16 protein-coding genes are annotated in these 16,828 nt (G+C 47.0%); 8 read left to right on the top strand and 8 right to left on the bottom strand.

The window, feature by feature from the left end:
- Positions 1-36: 36 nt before the first annotated feature.
- The 5 genes from EL268_RS18750 to uvsE all read right to left on the bottom strand — a co-directional run bounded on the left by EL268_RS18750 (position 37) and on the right by uvsE (position 4,364).
- Positions 37-477 (bottom strand): thiol-disulfide oxidoreductase DCC family protein, encoded by a 441-nt coding sequence (locus EL268_RS18750; RefSeq protein WP_106652761.1) that lies wholly within the window; start codon positions 475-477, stop codon positions 37-39.
- Positions 478-556: 79 nt separating this feature from the next.
- Complete coding sequence (hutH, locus tag EL268_RS18745; RefSeq protein WP_106652762.1) at positions 557-2,071, bottom strand: histidine ammonia-lyase; 1,515 nt, start codon at positions 2,069-2,071, stop codon at positions 557-559.
- Positions 2,072-2,596: 525 nt separating this feature from the next.
- A complete protein-coding gene (locus EL268_RS18735; protein WP_232029935.1) occupies positions 2,597-3,001 on the bottom strand; it encodes a hypothetical protein in 405 nt (134 codons plus the stop codon).
- A 10-nt stretch (positions 3,002-3,011) separates the two neighbouring features.
- Positions 3,012-3,215, bottom strand: coding sequence for a hypothetical protein (locus tag EL268_RS32865; RefSeq protein WP_164724410.1), 204 nt, complete (start codon positions 3,213-3,215; stop codon positions 3,012-3,014).
- Between the two features lie 222 nt (positions 3,216-3,437).
- A complete protein-coding gene (gene uvsE / locus EL268_RS18725) occupies positions 3,438-4,364 on the bottom strand; it encodes a UV DNA damage repair endonuclease UvsE (protein ID WP_106652764.1) in 927 nt (308 codons plus the stop codon).
- A gap of 189 nt (positions 4,365-4,553) precedes the next feature.
- Here uvsE and EL268_RS18720 point away from each other — a divergent pair, with 189 nt between their 5' ends.
- The 8 genes from EL268_RS18720 to EL268_RS18690 all read left to right on the top strand — a co-directional run bounded on the left by EL268_RS18720 (position 4,554) and on the right by EL268_RS18690 (position 13,274).
- Positions 4,554-6,971: an EAL domain-containing protein gene (locus EL268_RS18720; RefSeq protein ID WP_106652765.1), complete on the top strand. Its 2,418-nt coding sequence runs from the start codon at positions 4,554-4,556 to the stop codon at positions 6,969-6,971.
- Positions 6,972-7,116: 145 nt separating this feature from the next.
- Complete coding sequence (locus EL268_RS32860) at positions 7,117-7,266, top strand: hypothetical protein (protein WP_164724490.1); 150 nt, start codon at positions 7,117-7,119, stop codon at positions 7,264-7,266.
- A 4-nt stretch (positions 7,267-7,270) separates the two neighbouring features.
- The gene (locus EL268_RS18715) at positions 7,271-8,803 is read left to right on the top strand and encodes an amino acid permease (RefSeq protein ID WP_106652766.1); all 1,533 of its coding nucleotides are present in this window, start codon (positions 7,271-7,273) and stop codon (positions 8,801-8,803) included.
- 332 nt (positions 8,804-9,135) lie between these two features.
- A complete protein-coding gene (locus tag EL268_RS18710; RefSeq protein ID WP_106652767.1) occupies positions 9,136-10,311 on the top strand; it encodes an amidohydrolase in 1,176 nt (391 codons plus the stop codon).
- 27 nt (positions 10,312-10,338) lie between these two features.
- A complete protein-coding gene (locus EL268_RS18705; protein ID WP_106652768.1) occupies positions 10,339-11,169 on the top strand; it encodes a DUF3100 domain-containing protein in 831 nt (276 codons plus the stop codon).
- Positions 11,166-11,603, top strand: coding sequence for a hypothetical protein (locus EL268_RS18700; protein WP_106652769.1), 438 nt, complete (start codon positions 11,166-11,168; stop codon positions 11,601-11,603). Before EL268_RS18705 ends, EL268_RS18700 begins: the two co-directional genes overlap by 4 nt.
- 93 nt (positions 11,604-11,696) lie before the next feature.
- The gene (locus tag EL268_RS18695) at positions 11,697-12,485 is read left to right on the top strand and encodes an ABC transporter ATP-binding protein (protein ID WP_106652770.1); all 789 of its coding nucleotides are present in this window, start codon (positions 11,697-11,699) and stop codon (positions 12,483-12,485) included.
- Positions 12,486-12,584: 99 nt separating this feature from the next.
- Positions 12,585-13,274 (top strand): MBL fold metallo-hydrolase, encoded by a 690-nt coding sequence (locus tag EL268_RS18690; protein ID WP_106652771.1) that lies wholly within the window; start codon positions 12,585-12,587, stop codon positions 13,272-13,274.
- A gap of 59 nt (positions 13,275-13,333) precedes the next feature.
- On the opposite strand, the gene EL268_RS18685 is transcribed toward EL268_RS18690, so the two are convergent.
- The 3 genes from EL268_RS18685 to EL268_RS18675 all read right to left on the bottom strand — a co-directional run bounded on the left by EL268_RS18685 (position 13,334) and on the right by EL268_RS18675 (position 16,820).
- The gene (locus EL268_RS18685; protein WP_106652772.1) at positions 13,334-13,987 is read right to left on the bottom strand and encodes a SurA N-terminal domain-containing protein; all 654 of its coding nucleotides are present in this window, start codon (positions 13,985-13,987) and stop codon (positions 13,334-13,336) included.
- 107 nt (positions 13,988-14,094) lie between these two features.
- Positions 14,095-14,781, bottom strand: a complete 687-nt coding sequence (locus tag EL268_RS18680; RefSeq protein WP_048032371.1) for a tetratricopeptide repeat protein — start codon at positions 14,779-14,781, stop codon at positions 14,095-14,097.
- Between the two features lie 80 nt (positions 14,782-14,861).
- The gene (locus EL268_RS18675) at positions 14,862-16,820 is read right to left on the bottom strand and encodes a beta-propeller domain-containing protein (protein WP_106652773.1); all 1,959 of its coding nucleotides are present in this window, start codon (positions 16,818-16,820) and stop codon (positions 14,862-14,864) included.
- Positions 16,821-16,828 lie beyond the last annotated feature (8 nt).

The following is a 16,828-nucleotide window of genomic DNA, read 5'->3' as shown; positions in this document are numbered from 1 at the left end:
GGAGTCGCGATAGGATAGCGGCTTCTCCTTTTTCTTTTAATCTAAAAAGCGGGATCTGATCTGCGGGGTAGGAAGCATGCATTGTTCTGCTTTGCCCATCCACCGATAACGATTTCTCGCCACCCAATCATAAATCGGATCGCGGATAGGTCTAGGGATGAGCCGAGCTGCGTTTGACAACAGAGGCCATACACCTTGAAGCTTGCGGCCAACGTGCAAGATCGCATCAGACTTTGTATATAGCTGTCCGTTGGCAATAAAAACCACGGAGGACATGTCTTTTTCCTGATAGCTGTAATGAGACAAAATTTCCTGTGCTCTCTGTGATTGCAAGGAAGCAAAGTGAATGTGCCCATGCGGATCACGCTTCAAAATAAACTGCACAGCACCGTGGCACAGATGACAAACCCCATCAAACAGCAACAGGTAGTCAGGATGGTCCAGTTCTCTGCCTGCTTTCATGAGACAGCCCTCCATACGTCAAGTGGTTTGGTCTACATGCTTATCCTTAGCTCCATCATAGCAGAGAAAGACAATGGTTCCTATACACGAACGATTATTCCGTGACAAACGCGAGTGTCCCTTGCTGGATCAGCTCTTCAGCCTTTACGAGATCAGGATGCATTTCGCGGTCTTCATGCAGGCGGGGAATCACTCGGCGCAATTGCTGATAGGCTCTCGCTGTGCCGGTCCCGAGATCTCCCGAACCAAAATCGATAGCTTGTGCTGCTGCCAAATATTCAATGGCAAGCACCTTGGTGACATTCGATACGATCGTGCGAAGCTTGCGAGCAGAAGTCGTTCCCATGCTGACATGGTCCTCCTGATTGGCAGATGATGGAATCGAATCGACCGATGCGGGATGGCAGAGCACTTTGTTTTCAGAAACAATGGAAGCGGCTACATATTGCGTGATCATAAATCCAGAATGGAGCCCGCCATTTTCGGTTAAGAATCCGGGAAGCCCACTTAGCTGTGGATTGACGAGACGTTCGGTGCGTCTTTCGGAAATATTTGCCAGCTCGGCGATGGCAATGGCAAGAAAATCAGCTGCGAATGCCATTGGCTGACCATGGAAATTCCCGCCGGAGATGACATCGCCTGTTTCTGTAAAAAGGATAGGGTTATCGGTGACGCTATTGCATTCACGAGTCACTGTGGTCCATACATACTCCAGCGTATCACGAGTTGCACCGTGCACTTGCGGGAGGCAACGAAGGCTGTAAGGATCTTGGACACGTAGCTCACCCTGCGCAGTCGTTCGCTTGCTGCCGGATAAGTGCTGGAGCAAGCGCTTTGCTGATTCCTGCTGTCCTGGATGCGGGCGGACGAGATGAAGCTGGGGATCAAACGCTTTTGGAATTCCACGCAGCGCTTCAATCGTCATCGCCGCAATCAATTCAGCGCTTTCAAGCAGAACTCGCGAATCATACAAAGCGAGGCAAAGCTGTGCAGTCATCGCCTGTGTACCGTTAATCAGAGCCAGACCTTCTTTTGCCTCCAGTCGAATTGGAGAAAGACCCACTTCACTCAGTGCTTCTTTGCCGGATAGCCGCTTGCCATTGACGAGCGCTTCACCTTTGCCGAGCATGACCAGTACCATATGAGCGAGAGGGGCTAGGTCGCCACTGGCACCAAGGGATCCTTGTTGAGGAATAATCGGATGAACCCCTCGATTGCATAGTTCTACAAGCTGAAGCAATGTTTCTTCCCGAATGCCCGAATACCCCTTTGCCAATGCATTAATGCGCAAAGCCATCATTGCACGGACAACTTCATCGGCATAAGGGTCTCCCATCCCGCAAGCATGACTCATAATCAAATTTTCTTGCAGCTTGCTTACGTCTTCATCGTGGATCATGACATCAGAGAATTTTCCGAAGCCAGTGGTGATTCCGTATACGACTTCCTGCTGCGATACCATTTTCTCTACCATGGCACGTGAAGCACGAACACGATTCAATGCTTCTTCGGTCAATTGGATGTGTGTGGCTCTTCTTGCAATGGAAACAACATCTTCAATACGCAGTTGATCCCCATCTACTTTTACAACGTTTGCTTGCTGATTCATCTGTAATTTCCTCCTTTAGCAGAGCAGAGAACGAAAAGAGCGAGGGGTTAGGATATGATATCCTAACCCCTCGCTCGAGAGCATGTATGTGATTGGATGAAAACGTGTAAGCCTGCATTCGTCGCGGCATACGTTCTTCCTCACTTTCGTTCATGTGCAACTGTCTGATTATTTTATCTATTGCTATCATTGTATCAAATGCCTACGTGCAGTCAAGATGATCTTGTCACGGCGGCTTCCCTAGAGAGGAAAAAAAGGGCTTAGTCCATTTTTTCAAACTGGGCGAGAGTCGTCTCTCGAGTTGGATAAATGTCATACCATGTACTGTGTTATTTCATCCGAAAGGACGTGTAGATCCGTGGAAAAGCGACGTAAGATGCCGCCTATGCCTACCGCACTCCCAAGGCGTCCTAAAGAAATGCCGAAGCCGCCTTCTTCAGCGATGCCATTGCCGTCTCCATCGATGCCGTCACCTATGAAGCCTTCTCCTGAAAAGCCCAGGTCGGAAAGTCCAATCAATCCGAATCATTCCATTCCTGCGCGCCCAATGCCGCAAAAACCGATCATGCCTGCTCCCAATCTGGCTAACCCGAACGTGCCAAACGTAATGCCGCCAAATCGGATGCCAGCGAATCCAATCCCACCCAATCTCATGCCGTCGAATCCAATGCCAATGCCACCGAACCGGATGCCAGCAAACCCTATGCCTAACGCTTCACCAAATGTAAGGCCAAATGAGAGCCCGAACTTGAGGCCAAATGTAAGACCCAATGTCAGACCAAACGTGCGGCCAAATGAGAGTCCAAACATGAGACCGAATGTTAGACCGAACGTAAGACCAAACGAAAGTCCAAATATGAGGCCAAATGTCGGACCGAATGTAAGACCAAATGTAAGACCAAAAGTGCGGCCGAATGAAAGTCCAAACATGATGCCAAATCTAAGACCGAATATCAGGCCAAATATCAGACCAAATGTCAGGCCGAATGCGCGACCGAATGAGAACATTGGAAGGGAACTGGAGCTGTACCTGTTCAAATTCCAGTTCCATATGGACCGGATGCAGTACTTCCGCCACAAGTGCGATGAGCATCGTGAAAATCGCCGCAAATACATGGAATACCGCAGACATTTCAAGCATCATGAACGGAGAATGCATCATTATCATGACCGTTGCCAATTATGGAATGACGGTAGCAGTTCCTTTGGGAGAGGTTCATCATCTTCGGGTGGCAGTAGTTCTTCCTCCGGATACACTTATCGACATAGACGGGGTCATAGACGAGGGCGTGGGTGTGACTGCGGATGTTCATTTTGAAACGCATGAGGAAGGACGCCAGCTAATTAAGCGGCGTCCTTTTCATACTCATTTCGTAAATGCTTCAACAGCGACTCCTTTTTTCTTTAACTCGCGTCTTAAAGTAAATAGAGCATCATCTTTGTTTTTGCATTCCAATATGATGTCCACATTGTAATCCGCAAGCGCACTGACAAATGTAAGGAACGCTTCTGGGTCAATATCGTCTGCATGAGCCCGAAAGTCATTCGCTGACTTAGGTGAGGACATATGCATCTTTGGTGTTCGCTCTCCCCAGGTTTGAATAATGCGTGGAAGGTATTCCGTCCAATCCTCGCCATCAGAATGGCAGTTGTGGTGGTGAATATCGAGCACCATCGGCACACCGATCCGTTCGCACAGCTCCAGTACCTCGCGCATGGTAAAAGACGTGTCATCGTTTTCCACGACTAAACGTCGCTTGACGTTTTCGGGAAGCCGCTCGAAGTTGGATGCAAAACGATCGAGAGAAGAGGCTTTGTCTTCGTATACCCCTCCCACATGAGTCACCAGGACGGAATTGTCGTCGAGTCCCAGTAAATCAAACACTTTTGCATGGTAGGAAAAATCGGCAATCGTCGATTCCAGCACAGAAGGCTTGTCGCTGTTCAATATACTGTAATGTCCGGGATGAGCTGTCAAACGAATACCATGATTGCGGATATAATTCCCTGCCTTTTGGAAGTCCCATGCGAATTCTTTTGCCCAATCCCATTCAGCTGCTACTGGATGAGTAGCAAGCGGAACAAATTCGGAAGGAAGTCGATACAAAAAGATGTTGTTTTCAACATTATAAGCAAGCAAATCCATTAAATTGAAAAAGTTTACCTGCATAACTTGCCGCAGTTTTTTTAATCGGGCTTGTGGGTCTAATTTATTTACTTGGGCAACTGTCGTTTTTTTGTTTGGATTGTTTTTCGTCTTTACACTGATGCAGGCATAGCCCATACGGATCAAGGAAATCCCCCTCCTTTGCAGCAGCATTCCTTTGTAGTATCTCCAAAACGGGAACGTCGCGGCTTCTTGCCAGGGAATTATAAAACGGATAAGATGGGAGAATGTCACAGGCACGCCTACAACCTTTCCGTGAAAGCGCGGACGTTCCTCGTGAGTAGACTTCGGTAGAGGTTTTTGAAGGAGAATGCAATGAATAGTCTTGACCAATCCTATAGTATGACTCTGGTTTTTCTCTCCTATTTTATTTCAGCAATGGCGTCATACACAGCATTAGATCTGGGCGCACGTCTCCATTATGCAAAAGGCAGGGGACGTGTGTTTTGGTTATGTGCTGGAGCCGTCTCCATGGGGCTGGGTATTTGGGCTATGCATTTTGTTGCCATGCTTGCCTTGCATCTGCCGATTGACGTCCATTATGATAACCTGATTGTATTTTTCTCGATTGTTTTGGCCGTTCTATCATCAGCGCTTACATTATGGATTGTAAGCGAGCAATCCATGTCCAAAACAAGGGTAATAACAGGATCGGTTGTTATTGGGTCTGGTATCGCTGGAATGCATTATACAGGAATGGCAGCGATGATGATGAACGCCAATATTCTGTACGATTGGCTATGGTTTACCGTATCCATTTTCGTTGCCATCCTGGTTTCAATGGTTGCGTTGATTCTTACGTTTCAATTGCGTTCGGTGGATCCAGTAAAAGGTCTCTGGCGTAAAATTTTTGCAGGGCTGTTGATGGGGGCAGCCATTACCGGTATGCATTACACCGGTATGTACGCCATCACATTCGTCGCTCACGAGCACCTGACAATCGCAGTGATCTCGGATGATGACTCGGGGCTGATCGCTACCATGATTGGTATTGTGATCGTGTTGATTCTGGTCGTGACCTTGGCTTCTGTCTACGTGGACAAGCAATTCGCAGGGAAGACCTTGCGCGTGCTGGAAAGTGATCAACGCTATAAATCGCTATTTGAGCACAATTACGATGGGGTGATCTTTTACTCGATCGATGGTAGCCAAAGCGTCATGAATCCTGCGGCGATGCGATTGACAAAGGAGCAGAGCTTGCCTCTCGAAAAGTTAATGGCGATGTGTACTTCTAGAGATGCCGAGCTCATATCGACACATTTTATAAATGCAGTGCAAGGTGAGGCGCGCAACTACGAGATTACCTTGACCACGAGCGAGGGGCGTCAGCTTCATTTGAATATGACCCATACCCCCGTATTTGTCGATCAGCAGATTACGGGCGTATTTGTGATTGTACGAGACATTACCAATAAGAAAGAATACGAGGCAAAAATCAATTATCTCGCTTTTCACGATTCGTTGACTGGTTTGCCGAATCGCCGTTTTGTCGAACAGCAACTGGATCAGGTGATCATGGAGGCACAGAGAACGGATCAGCAAGTTTACGTACTGTTTCTGGATCTCGACCATTTCAAACTGGTAAACGATTCCTTGGGGCATGATTTTGGTGACCTATTACTTCAGGAAGCTTCCTTGCGTTTGCAGGATTGTGTGGGTGAAAAAGGATCGGTGAGCAGGCTTGGCGGAGACGAATTCATGGTGATTCTTACGGATGTCACGGAAAAAGAAGTATTTTCTATGGCGAATGAAATCAACCATAGTATTGAACAGGCCTTTTTTATCCACGGGCAAGAGCTGTACATAACGACGAGTATCGGGATTTCTCGCTATCCAGCGGATGGGCAAGACAGAAGTGTCTTGATGCGTAACGCAGATGCGGCGATGTATGCAGCCAAAGACAAAGGGAAGAACAGTTTCCACCTGTATGTACCGAATCTGGAGCAAGCAGTGAATGACAAAATGAATATTCAAAATGAATTGAATCGCGCTTTGGCCAGGCAAGAATTTTTATTGCATTACCAGCCACAGGTAAGTGCCAAATCAGGCGCAATTGTTGGTGTAGAAGCGTTGATTCGTTGGAATCATCCTGAACGAGGCTTGCTTTTGCCAGACCAGTTCATCTCTGTAGCAGAAGAAACCGGGTTAATCGTACCGATTGGAGAGTGGGTGCTGCGGACGGCCTGCAAACAGAACAAGCAATGGCAAGAACAAGGACTCAAGCCGCTTCGGGTGGCCGTTAATCTTTCTGCGCGTCAATTCCTCAAACAAGACTTTACCCAGATGGTCGCTGAGATTCTGGACCAGACAGGGTTGGCACCGGAATACTTGGAGCTAGAAATTACAGAAAGCAGCATGATCGACGTCCAACGCGCCACACAGGCACTTAAGGAACTGAAGCGATTAGGGGTGCATGTTGCGATTGACGATTTTGGAACGGGCTACAGTTCTCTCTATTATCTGAAAGAATTTCCGCTGAATCGTTTGAAAATAGATCGCTCGTTTGTGCGCGACATGATCGAACAGCCTTCCAATCAGGCCATCGTGTCCACGATTATTTCCATGGCGCATCATTTGCAACTGCATGTGATTGCGGAAGGGGTAGAGACAAAGGAGGAGCTTGCATTTTTGCAGGAGCATCTGTGTGAAGAAGTTCAAGGCTATTTATTCAGCAGACCGTTACCGAGTGAAGATGTAGCGTTCTATTTGCAGGCCCAAAAAGGCGCTAGTTAAACAAGAGGAGCAGCTCTCGTGAGTTGCTCTTTTGTTTTGCATTTGCCAGCCAAATGATGTGGTATAGCTGTCAAATTGGCACGTAAAATGTACTATTCCTGCTATCTTGTCAAGGAATTGCATCTAGGACGAAAGGAGGGGGAGAATGCTGGCTCTAGGTGTCATCTTATTGCTGTTTACCATTGGAGTTGCGATTGCCATCGGGTATCGGGCAAACGAAAGCGTCCGGCAATTTGATGAAAGCGCGCATGAGAGCTTTATCGGTTCCCAAGCTGAGAAGGGAAGGGAGGGATAATAAAGTGCGGCAGGAAAAAGAACAGCAATTACTCGAGGACAAGAGAGACCTGAACAAGTTTGGTTATGCGCAGGAATTACTGAGGGATATGGGTGGCTTTTCGAACTTTGCGATCTCATTTTCGATTATCTCTATTTTGACTGGTGCGGTATCCTTGTACGGGCACGGATTACTGTATGGCGGGTCTGGCATGATGGGCTTCGGATGGACCTTGGTAGCGTTATTCGTCATCCTGATTGCAGCATCGATGTCTGAACTCGCATCTGCGATCCCTACAGCCGGAGCCTTGTATCACTGGGCAGCTATTTTAGGAAGCAAACGGTGGGGCTGGTACACAGCGTGGATCAATCTCATAGGCCAGATCGGGATTGTCGCAGGCATTGACTATTCGTTCTCTTTGTTTGCAGATCCGCTGCTCGCGAGCGCGTTTGGCTATACCTCAACAGAAACGACCACGTTAATCCTGTTCGGGATCACGCTCCTTTTGCACGGTACGTTTAACCACATTGGAATTCGACTCGTTGCCCGGTTAAATGACTTCTCCGCTTGGTATCATATTGGCGTCGTCGTCATACTCGTCGGAAGCCTCGTCTTTTTCTCCCGTCATGATTTGCAACCGCTTGATTACCTCTTTCAAGTTGGTCAAACCTTTTCAGACAAACCGTACGCAATTGCTTTTTTAATTGGGTTGTTACAAGCCCAGTGGACGTTTACTGGCTACGACGCATCGGCGCATACGATTGAAGAAACCATTAACCCGCGGGTTCGTGCTGCTTGGGGGATTTATACGTCCGTGGCCTTTTCCTTTATTTTTGGATTTATCATGCTTGCTTTTGTCACCTTATCCATCAAAAACGCAGCGGCTGCGAGTGAAGCGGAAAATGCATTTATTTATGTGATTAGCGAGGCATTAGGCGGCACATTTGGTTCGGTTGTGCTGTGGCTGGTCACCTTTGCGATGTGGTTCTGTGGCTTGGCGTCGATTACTTCCTTTTCGCGAATGTTGTATGCGGTTTCACGTGACAAAGGAATGCCGTGGAGCCACCAATGGGCAGAAATATCGACCAAGTACAGAACGCCGGCAAAAGCAATTTGGCTGGTTATCATTCTTTCTTTTGCGCTTGCCTTGTTCGATTACATCGTGAAAAGCATCAATCCTAATACGTCGTATACCACTTTGGCATTTCTTACAGCGGTAAGTGTCGTTGGGCTATATGTCGCCTACGGGATTCCCTTGTATCTCAAGCTCCGGGCAGAGTCGCGAGGACTATTTCAGCGGAAACATTACGGTCCATGGCATTTAGGGAACTGGAGTAAACCCATCAACGTGTTGAGTCTGATTTGGATCGTCTTCATCTCGATCATGATGGTGATTCCACCCAATCAAACTGCTGGGTATGCCTTGATTGCCATGTTTTTGGTGCTTCTGATCATGGATTTGGCTTATTACCGGAAGCATTTCAAGGGCCCGCAAGCTGCGCTGGGAAATTCGGAGGAAGACATTAAACGTCAGGAAGCAAAATTTCGGGACTCCTAATGGAAAAGAAGTTCCGCTTCATGAAATGTGAAGAGCCTCCCTTATGTCAGTATTGGCATAGGGGCTTTTTTCTAGAAAAGCTTCCAATCTAGCAGAGTAAATGTTTTTATTGTTCCAAATAGTATATTTTACATGGACATTATCGATAGAAAATTCTAAAATAACAAATAAATAGACACATACGGATGCAGATTCGACAGCTTTGTCCTCGTGGAATGGACATTTGTTATTTTCATCGTTCCGTGATAGAATTCACAAAACGATATTTTTTTTAGCTAAACTTAACTGACTCGGAAAATTTTGAGGAGAAAAACAAAAAAAGGAGTGATTGTGTGAGTTTGGAAACGAAGAAATGGGCGGATGAAGTAGCTGAGCAGGTAGTCTCATGGCGACGATATCTCCATCAGCATCCAGAATTGTCGTTTGAAGAGGAGAAGACGTCCCAATTTATTTACGAAACGTTGGAATCTTTCGGGAATTTAGAGCTTTCGCGGCCAACCAAAACGAGTGTGGTCGCTCGACTGATCGGATCACAGCCAGGAAAAGTTCTTGGCATTCGCGCTGACATTGATGCTCTCCCCATTCATGAAGAAAATGATGTGCCATACGCATCTGGAAAAGCTGGCGTGATGCACGCATGCGGACATGACGGTCACACAGCGATGCTGTTGGGAGCCGCAAAAATTTTGTCCCAGTACAAGGATCAAATCAAAGGTGAGGTTCGTTTCTTCTTCCAGCATGCCGAGGAGCTCCCGCCGGGTGGGGCTGCCGAAATCGTAAGAGCTGGTGCAGCGGACGGACTGGATTCGATCATTGGCATTCATTTGGCATCGTACATGCCTGTCGGGAAATTCGGTGTTCTTTACGGGGCACTTACTTCATCGACAGATCGCTTCGATATCAAGATTCAAGGAAAAGGCGGGCATTCCTCGCAACCGGAAGCATCCGTTGACCCGATCGTTATTGGGGCACAGGTTATTACTGGATTACAACAAATTGTATCCCGCAATGTGAGTGCGTTGGACAAGGTCGTTATTTCGGTGACGATGCTGAATGCAGGGACAGCGTATAACATTATTCCGGATTCGATGACACTGACGGGCTCCACACGCTGCTTCGATGCGGAGATTCGCAAAAATATTCCGATGTGGATTGAACGAATTGTCAAAGGAATTACGGAAGCGCATGGCGCAAGTTATGAATTCACGTTCTCACATGGCTACACATCGGTTGTCAATGACAAGCAGGTGACCAAGCTGATGGAGGATACGATCCGCGAGCGTTGGGGAGAAGAAGAGATTATTTACATTGATCCTTTGATGCCGGGTGAAGATTTCTCTGAGTATTTGAAAAAAGCTCCAGGCTGTTTTATTCAATTGGGTGCTGGCAATCCAGACAAAGGCTTTACATACCCGCATCATCATCCACGCTTTGATTTTGATGAGGATGCAATGGTACGCGGTGTGGAATTGTTTGTTCGTGCAGCTCAAAAGGTCGTCATGGAGTAGAGCGAGATAGAATGAGGGGGATGTTGTATGGCAGAGGCACGCGTCAATGAGTACAAGCTGCATTTTATCGTACTTATTCTCGTCGCATTGACAGAATTTATCGGGACAAAAAAAATCAGTATAGGCATCGGGGTTATCGCTCTGTTTCCGATGCTCTACGCGCTCGTTTTAGGCGGGGCAATCAGCTGGCCTAAGTTTAAATTTTTGAGCGAAAAAGAAATGAACGTCGCAGCCAATATTTTGGGTGTTTCGTTTTTGATCTTTATTGCGAAGCTGGGAGCCAATATTGGTCCTGAGCTGCCTAAGCTACTCGGCTCTGGTGTATCCTTAATTGTCCAAGAGATGGGACACATTGTAGGGACAATTGCACTTGGTTTGCCAGTCGCATTGTGGCTGGGTCTGAAGCGTGAAGCCATTGGGGCTACATATTCTCTCGACCGTGAGCCAAACTTGGCAATCATTGTAGATAAGTTTGGAGCAAACTCTGCCGAAGCTCGCGGCGCGCTGGGTGTATATGTTTGCGGAACCTTGTTTGGTGCCATTTATATGTCGATTCTTGCAAGTATTTTAGGAAGCAGCGGGTTGTTCCACCCAATTTCTCTAGCGATGGGAGCCGCAGTTGGTTCCGGTAGTATGATGGCAGCAGCAACAGGCTCATTGGCTGTTATTTTCCCGGAAGCACAAAAAGACATTGCCTTTTATTCCGGAGCGGCAAACTTGATGATGAGTATCGTCGGTACGTACATATGCATCTTCTTCTCTTTGCCGGTCACACAAAAGCTGTACGCATGGCTTGAGCCTATCATTGGACGCAAAAGCGCTTCTTCTGCAGCAGAGGGGGGGAGAAAAAGCGCATGAATCAAATCTTGACGATTTTTATCATTGGCTTCATTGCTCTCATCGGTAACTGGATCGGTTATAAGGTACCAATCATGGAATCTTTGCCAGGTATTTTGCTCTTGGCGGTTATTACGTTGATCGGAATGGGCTTCACTCGCATTCTTCCGTTCAAATCCCCCGTCATTGTATGGATCTCTTTGTTTGCGATGCTTGCGACATCCCCGTTTTTTCCAGGGAACGAATATACGGCTGCTGCGATTGCCAAGATCAATCTGCTCGCATTGGCCACACCGATTCTTGCCTATGCAGGTTTGTCACTCGGAAAAGACGTTCATCTGTTCAAACAGCTTAGCTGGCGTATCGTAGTGGTGTCTCTCGTCGTCTTTACCGGTACGTTCCTGTTTGCTACGTTGTTTGCGGAGATTGTATTCAAGTTTCAAGGCGAATTTTAACGAAACTGTTTTTGTGTTTGGGCCTCCGTGTGCTTTCATATGCCATGGAGGTTCTTTTCACATACAACTGTGAGAGTCAGGAGTGGAGAGAGCATGATCATTGATGTGAGAAAGGTTACCTGGCAAAGAGATGAAACAACCATTTTGCAAGACATTGCCTGGCAAGTGCAAGACAAGGAGCATTGGTGTTTAGTCGGTTTAAACGGCTCAGGTAAAACCAGTTTGTTGAATATTATTTGTGGCTATGTGTGGCCGACAAAGGGGGAAGTCAGTGTATTAGGCAATCTTTACGGAACAGTCGACTTGCGCGAGGTGCGTAAATCAATCGGCTGGGTAAGCACGGCACTGATGGCACAGCTTCACGAGCATGAAACCGCACTCCGTGTCGTCTTGAGTGGACGGGAGGCAACCATCGGCTTGTATTCTGTTCCAGAGGAGGCGGACGTAGAGAAAGCGTCGGATTTACTCGATACGTTTGGATGCCGTGCATTAAAAAACAGGCGTTTTGCCGCTTTATCGCAAGGGGAGAGACAAAAAATACTGATTGCTCGTGCGTTGATGGCTTCCCCTCGATTGCTCATCCTAGACGAGCCTTGTACCGGACTGGACTTGCTTTCAAGAGAACAGCTGTTGGCCATGATTGAACAAATCGCCAAACAGCCGAACGGGCCCACTCTCCTTTATGTCACCCATCATATCGAAGAAATTTTGCCTTGCTTCACGCATACCTTGCTGCTAAAAGCGGGGGAAGTCGACCAAGCTGGAAAAACAGATGAGGTCCTAACGGCTGAGCGTCTGACAAGCTTTTTCGGTGTACCTGTTCACATTCAACGATCGCAAGGAAGATCTTGGGTAAGCTTAGGGGAAGAGGCGACTGTTTGATCGTGTAGGATAAGTTTGGGCACGAGTCAGCACGGTTGTGTATGATTGTGTATAATAGCTATAAGAAACTGTATCTGGGAGGAGAGGAGAGATGGAGGCATGAACAATGTGATTGCACCAATCACAGACTCCACCTGGGCGATCATCACCTACGAGGAAGCGTGGAATAGCTACGTGAACAGCTATGTGATCAAACAAGGGAATGCCTTTGTATTGATTGATTCTCACCAGCGCAAGCAACGTTCATATTTTCAACAGGCGTTGGAAGAGATCGGGGTCAAGCCAGAGCGAACGGAATATGTCTACTTCACTCATCGACATGCTGATCATATTGGAAATGCCGATATGTTCCCTTCTCGAAACAATTGGATTCACCTCGACGATTATTACGAACTGGACGATTTTTCACAGACGCTATTCGGCCATACGTTTACAGGGAGTGGGGGAGATCTGCCTTCCCTGCGTTTCCGACAGCTTTCTTTTCATACAGAAGGCTCTGTTGCCTTCTTTGATCCCCAGACGAAAATATGCTTTGTTGGCGATCATTTGTGTTTTGAAAACACAGAACTCGGTCAAATTGTTGGCGGAGAAGTGGACTGTCGGACAGCTTATCAAGAACAATTGAAGCAATGGGTAGCTCGTGAACCAGAGCGAGCGGTGGAGTTTACGGAGGGCTTGGAGATTTTGCTGGATTGGCCTATTGAGTATTTAGCCACTGGTCATGGTCCGATTCTGCAAGGAGAAATTGCGCCGTTTTTGCAGGAACTCATTGCGATTGCACGTACGTAATATGTACAAAAAAGACTTGTGCGCCTCAACTGGCTGACCACAAGTCTTTTTTGTGCGAATTATTTTGACGCAGGAAGTTCTGCTTTGTCCGCTTCTTTCTCTTGATCCTCTACTTTTTCAAATGCCTTGTCCAAAATTTGAACATTATGCTTTTGCTTCAATTCCTTGATCCACGTACTCATGTTGGAACGTTTGTTTTTATCTTTTACTTTCTCCGTTACCTTTGGACGTACTTCTTCTAGCGTACCCTTGAGCTTTTCTTTGTTTTTCTCATAGTATTCCTTGATTTGCTCTTCCGTGATCGGGTAAGCTTTCTCAAACATCTTGTCCCTTAGCATAATCAAACGTGATCTCTCACGCAATTCATCCTCGGTAATTTCTTCTTCAGTCAAATACTCTTGGAATTTCTCTGGCCCCATTTTTTCTTTGATTGGGTTAATCTTTGCGTCCAGTTCCTGATCACTTACCGTGATTCCCTGTGCATTCGCTTCTTGTTTATACACTTCCTTGATGATGAGATCAGACATCACGCGTTTCCCAGCTTCTTTTTTCATAGCCTCGTATGCTTGATCTTTGGAAATAGAGACATTCCCCACTTTAGCCAGTGTTTCTGTAGAGGAAGAAGCAGATTCTTTGCCAGATGTACAGCCCGCTACAGCGAGACCGAGTACAAGTGCTGAGGCAGCAAGTATAGATACATTGAATTTTTTCATTAAAAATACCTCACTTTCTTGATAGTAATACGACTGTGCATAGAGCAGCGTTACGGGGACCGAAAATAAAAACCGCACACATAAAGCAATGTGCGGTCGTCAGTCATTTAGCTGGCTTGTGTAGAGGCTTTTTTCCACTCTTCCAAGCGTTTTTCCAGTACGGTGTGATTCAGATGCAAAAGACTGGCTGATTTGTCCATCAATTGCTTGAGATGGGAAAGAGCTCGCTCGTAATTACCTTTGGCAGCTTCAATCTCTGCCAAGCAGAAGAGCTTCCAGTCTTTTGCCGATCGTTTGCTTGCGATCAGCTGGTAAGCTTCTATGGCACTCTCGACTTCACCCAGTCGGGCGTGCGAGCAGGCAATAAGAGCTAAGGAATCAGTCATTCCCTGATCACGCTGGTAAATACGAAACGCCACTTCCAAGGATTCGTTGTATCGTTCGGATGAATAGTAAACGATCGCCAGGTTGTAAAACAAGTAGTGAATCATCGCTTGATTGAATAACGTTGGTCGTTCTTTGCAGACGTTGATTCCTTGAACGATATATTTTTCGGCCATTTCATAATTGCCAAGCATGATCTCATGTGTTGATTTATCCAGCATAGCGACAGCACGGGAACGGTTCTTCCGATAGGAAGCCTCCAGCCAGCGCAATCGAATATTCAAACGGCGTTTGAAAAGATTGGCCATGTACTGAAAGCGGAAGGGCCAGTGCAGGCGAATAAACATAACCAACAGCACAGCCGCAATCCCTGCCAGCGTTGATGTCAAATTAAAACTCAAATACTCCACGTAGTGACACCCTCTCTATTTACGCTGCATCTATTACCCCATCTTAGCACAGAACCTGTCCGCATGACAGAGCATTACCGCTATTTCGTCAATGGCAAGATATTCTCTTTTTTGGGGGTAGAGAGCTGCTGCGTTTTGACGAAATCGTCGGAAACGGTATAGAGAGTGTCGCCAATCGTGAGTATCCGCTTAATGTTACTGGAGCTGTCGTACCAGCCTTCGCCTGCTCTCGCGATATCTTCCTTCGCCAGATGAGTGATCTGATCTGTCAGTTGAAAGCCTTTTTGCAGATCGAGCTGATATACATAGGCACCCTGGAAAGTAAAGTGGCCGTACTCGCGCATATCGTTTTTGGCTTTTTGTTCAGATGTTCGTTCGTGAACTGTGACAGGAAAGGCTAGCAGATTTTTTTCTTTCGAGAACAGCAGAGCCTTGTGATTGCGCAACAGCTCGGAGTCCGTTCCTCTGTCCCCGATAACAGTCTTGAACTTTTCCTTCGGTTTCGTTACATCACTGACGTCAAAGAGGGCAATTTTCATCCCTTGGTAGTACGCCCAGTCTTTATCTGCTTCTGCTTCTTTGCCAAAACCGATGATATGGTTTTCATCATACGGGTGTAAATAGTCGCTGTAACCTGGAATTTTGAGGGCACCTAGTACGCTTGGAGCAGAAGGCTTCTTCAGATCGAGAACGAACAGCGGGTCGACTTTTTTGAAAGTGACCATGTAGGCACGATCTCCCATGAAGCGGACAGAGTAAATGCGTTCTCCTGGTGCGATGCCTTCCAGCTTGCCAAATACCTCAAGTTTGTTGTCCAGTACATACAAGTTGTTTTTCGACGTATGCTCATCATCTCGCCACATGTTCCCGCTCGTGGTGGCGATTCGGAAATAACCATCGTTTTCATCCATGGAAAACTGGTTCAGAATGCGTCCAGGCACCGACCCTTTTCCCGTATACCGAATGTCTCCCTTGTTCATGGCAAAGCGGTAAATGGTTGTATCTGACTCCATGGGAGGGGCAATCAAGGGAGTTGTCGCTCCTTTTTGCTTAACGGCTACTGGCTGGACATTGTTCTGTGTGACGGCTACATACAGATTTTTGGTGGATGCATAGATGTTCTCCCCAGCACCCAGATACGTATTCAGTGACATCTCTTGTTTCGTATCATCCAGATTCACGCCAGCGACGATCAAATACTCTGGACGAAAATGATCCGGGAAGTAACGAATCTCGCTGTAGGGAATGGTTTGGTATTGGTTATGATGGACGCTGTCTTTATACGTTGGGCCGGGCACTTCTGCTTTCTCTTGCAGAATACGATAAGCATCCATGTAATGGTTGGCTGTCACGTACAAGCTCGCGCCGATTTTGCGGGACGACATGTACTGGCCTTCCAGCTCCAGTTGACGAATGAGCCTAGGCTGTTTTTTGTCCGTAATATCGTAGATCATGGTTTTCACTGACTGCATGCCTTGGTAACGGGGGATGCCTCGTTTGGAAGCAGGATCAGGAGGATAGGAGATAGTCTCATCCGCTTGCCCGATTACAATGAGTCTACGATCGTCTACGTACATTTCTTGCGGTACGAATTTTCCATTGTCATAGCTGATACGGCTTGCGATTTTCATCTCGGTGGCAGGATACGCTTTGATGATGCGCACTTCATTTTGCGTGGATTGATAAAGATAAGTTCCGTCTGATTTAACGATATCTGCTTCATCGACGCCCTGCACTTGTGTGTTCGTTGTGGAAAAATCACCCCGAACAGCGCCGCTGGAAGTGTCAGCTACTTTGTTGGCAGTGCTAGGTGCGGATGCAGGCAAAGCGGTGCCCATTTCCAGGGTGGCGTAATGGTAGCTGTCCAGGTTTGATGATTGGATGAGCTTTTTTAGCTCCGCATAGGAACCGACTACTGGCAAATCCTCTGTAGATGCGGCTTGAACGGCTGGCTCCGCGACTGTACCCGTCGAGAACAGGAAGGGTATAGCGGTCACCACCAGTACGGAGGCGAGAAGCCCAGCAATTGTTTTTTTCATTTTGATCC

This window comes from Brevibacillus brevis (genome assembly GCF_900637055.1).
Classification (GTDB): domain Bacteria; phylum Bacillota; class Bacilli; order Brevibacillales; family Brevibacillaceae; genus Brevibacillus; species Brevibacillus brevis.
This window is presented reverse-complemented; position numbering and strand designations above follow the sequence as displayed.

Excerpts from the sequence above, each read along its gene's own strand:
- EL268_RS18675 (WP_106652773.1), bottom strand. The coding sequence starts at position 16,820 with ATGAAAAAAACAATTGCTGGGCTTCTCGCCTCCGTACTGGTGGTGACC.
- EL268_RS18705 (WP_106652768.1), top strand. The coding sequence starts at position 10,339 with ATGGCAGAGGCACGCGTCAATGAGTACAAGCTGCATTTTATCGTACTT.
- EL268_RS18685 (WP_106652772.1), bottom strand. The coding sequence starts at position 13,987 with ATGAAAAAATTCAATGTATCTATACTTGCTGCCTCAGCACTTGTACTC.
- hutH (WP_106652762.1), bottom strand. The coding sequence starts at position 2,071 with ATGAATCAGCAAGCAAACGTTGTAAAAGTAGATGGGGATCAACTGCGT.
- EL268_RS18690 (WP_106652771.1), top strand. The coding sequence starts at position 12,585 with ATGAACAATGTGATTGCACCAATCACAGACTCCACCTGGGCGATCATC.
- EL268_RS32860 (WP_164724490.1), top strand. The coding sequence starts at position 7,117 with ATGCTGGCTCTAGGTGTCATCTTATTGCTGTTTACCATTGGAGTTGCG.
- EL268_RS18750 (WP_106652761.1), bottom strand. The coding sequence starts at position 477 with ATGGAGGGCTGTCTCATGAAAGCAGGCAGAGAACTGGACCATCCTGAC.
- EL268_RS18735 (WP_232029935.1), bottom strand. The coding sequence starts at position 3,001 with ATGTTTGGACTTTCATTCGGCCGCACTTTTGGTCTTACATTTGGTCTT.
- EL268_RS18720 (WP_106652765.1), top strand. The coding sequence starts at position 4,554 with ATGAATAGTCTTGACCAATCCTATAGTATGACTCTGGTTTTTCTCTCC.
- EL268_RS18695 (WP_106652770.1), top strand. The coding sequence starts at position 11,697 with ATGATCATTGATGTGAGAAAGGTTACCTGGCAAAGAGATGAAACAACC.
- EL268_RS32865 (WP_164724410.1), bottom strand. The coding sequence starts at position 3,215 with ATGATGCTTGAAATGTCTGCGGTATTCCATGTATTTGCGGCGATTTTC.
- EL268_RS18700 (WP_106652769.1), top strand. The coding sequence starts at position 11,166 with ATGAATCAAATCTTGACGATTTTTATCATTGGCTTCATTGCTCTCATC.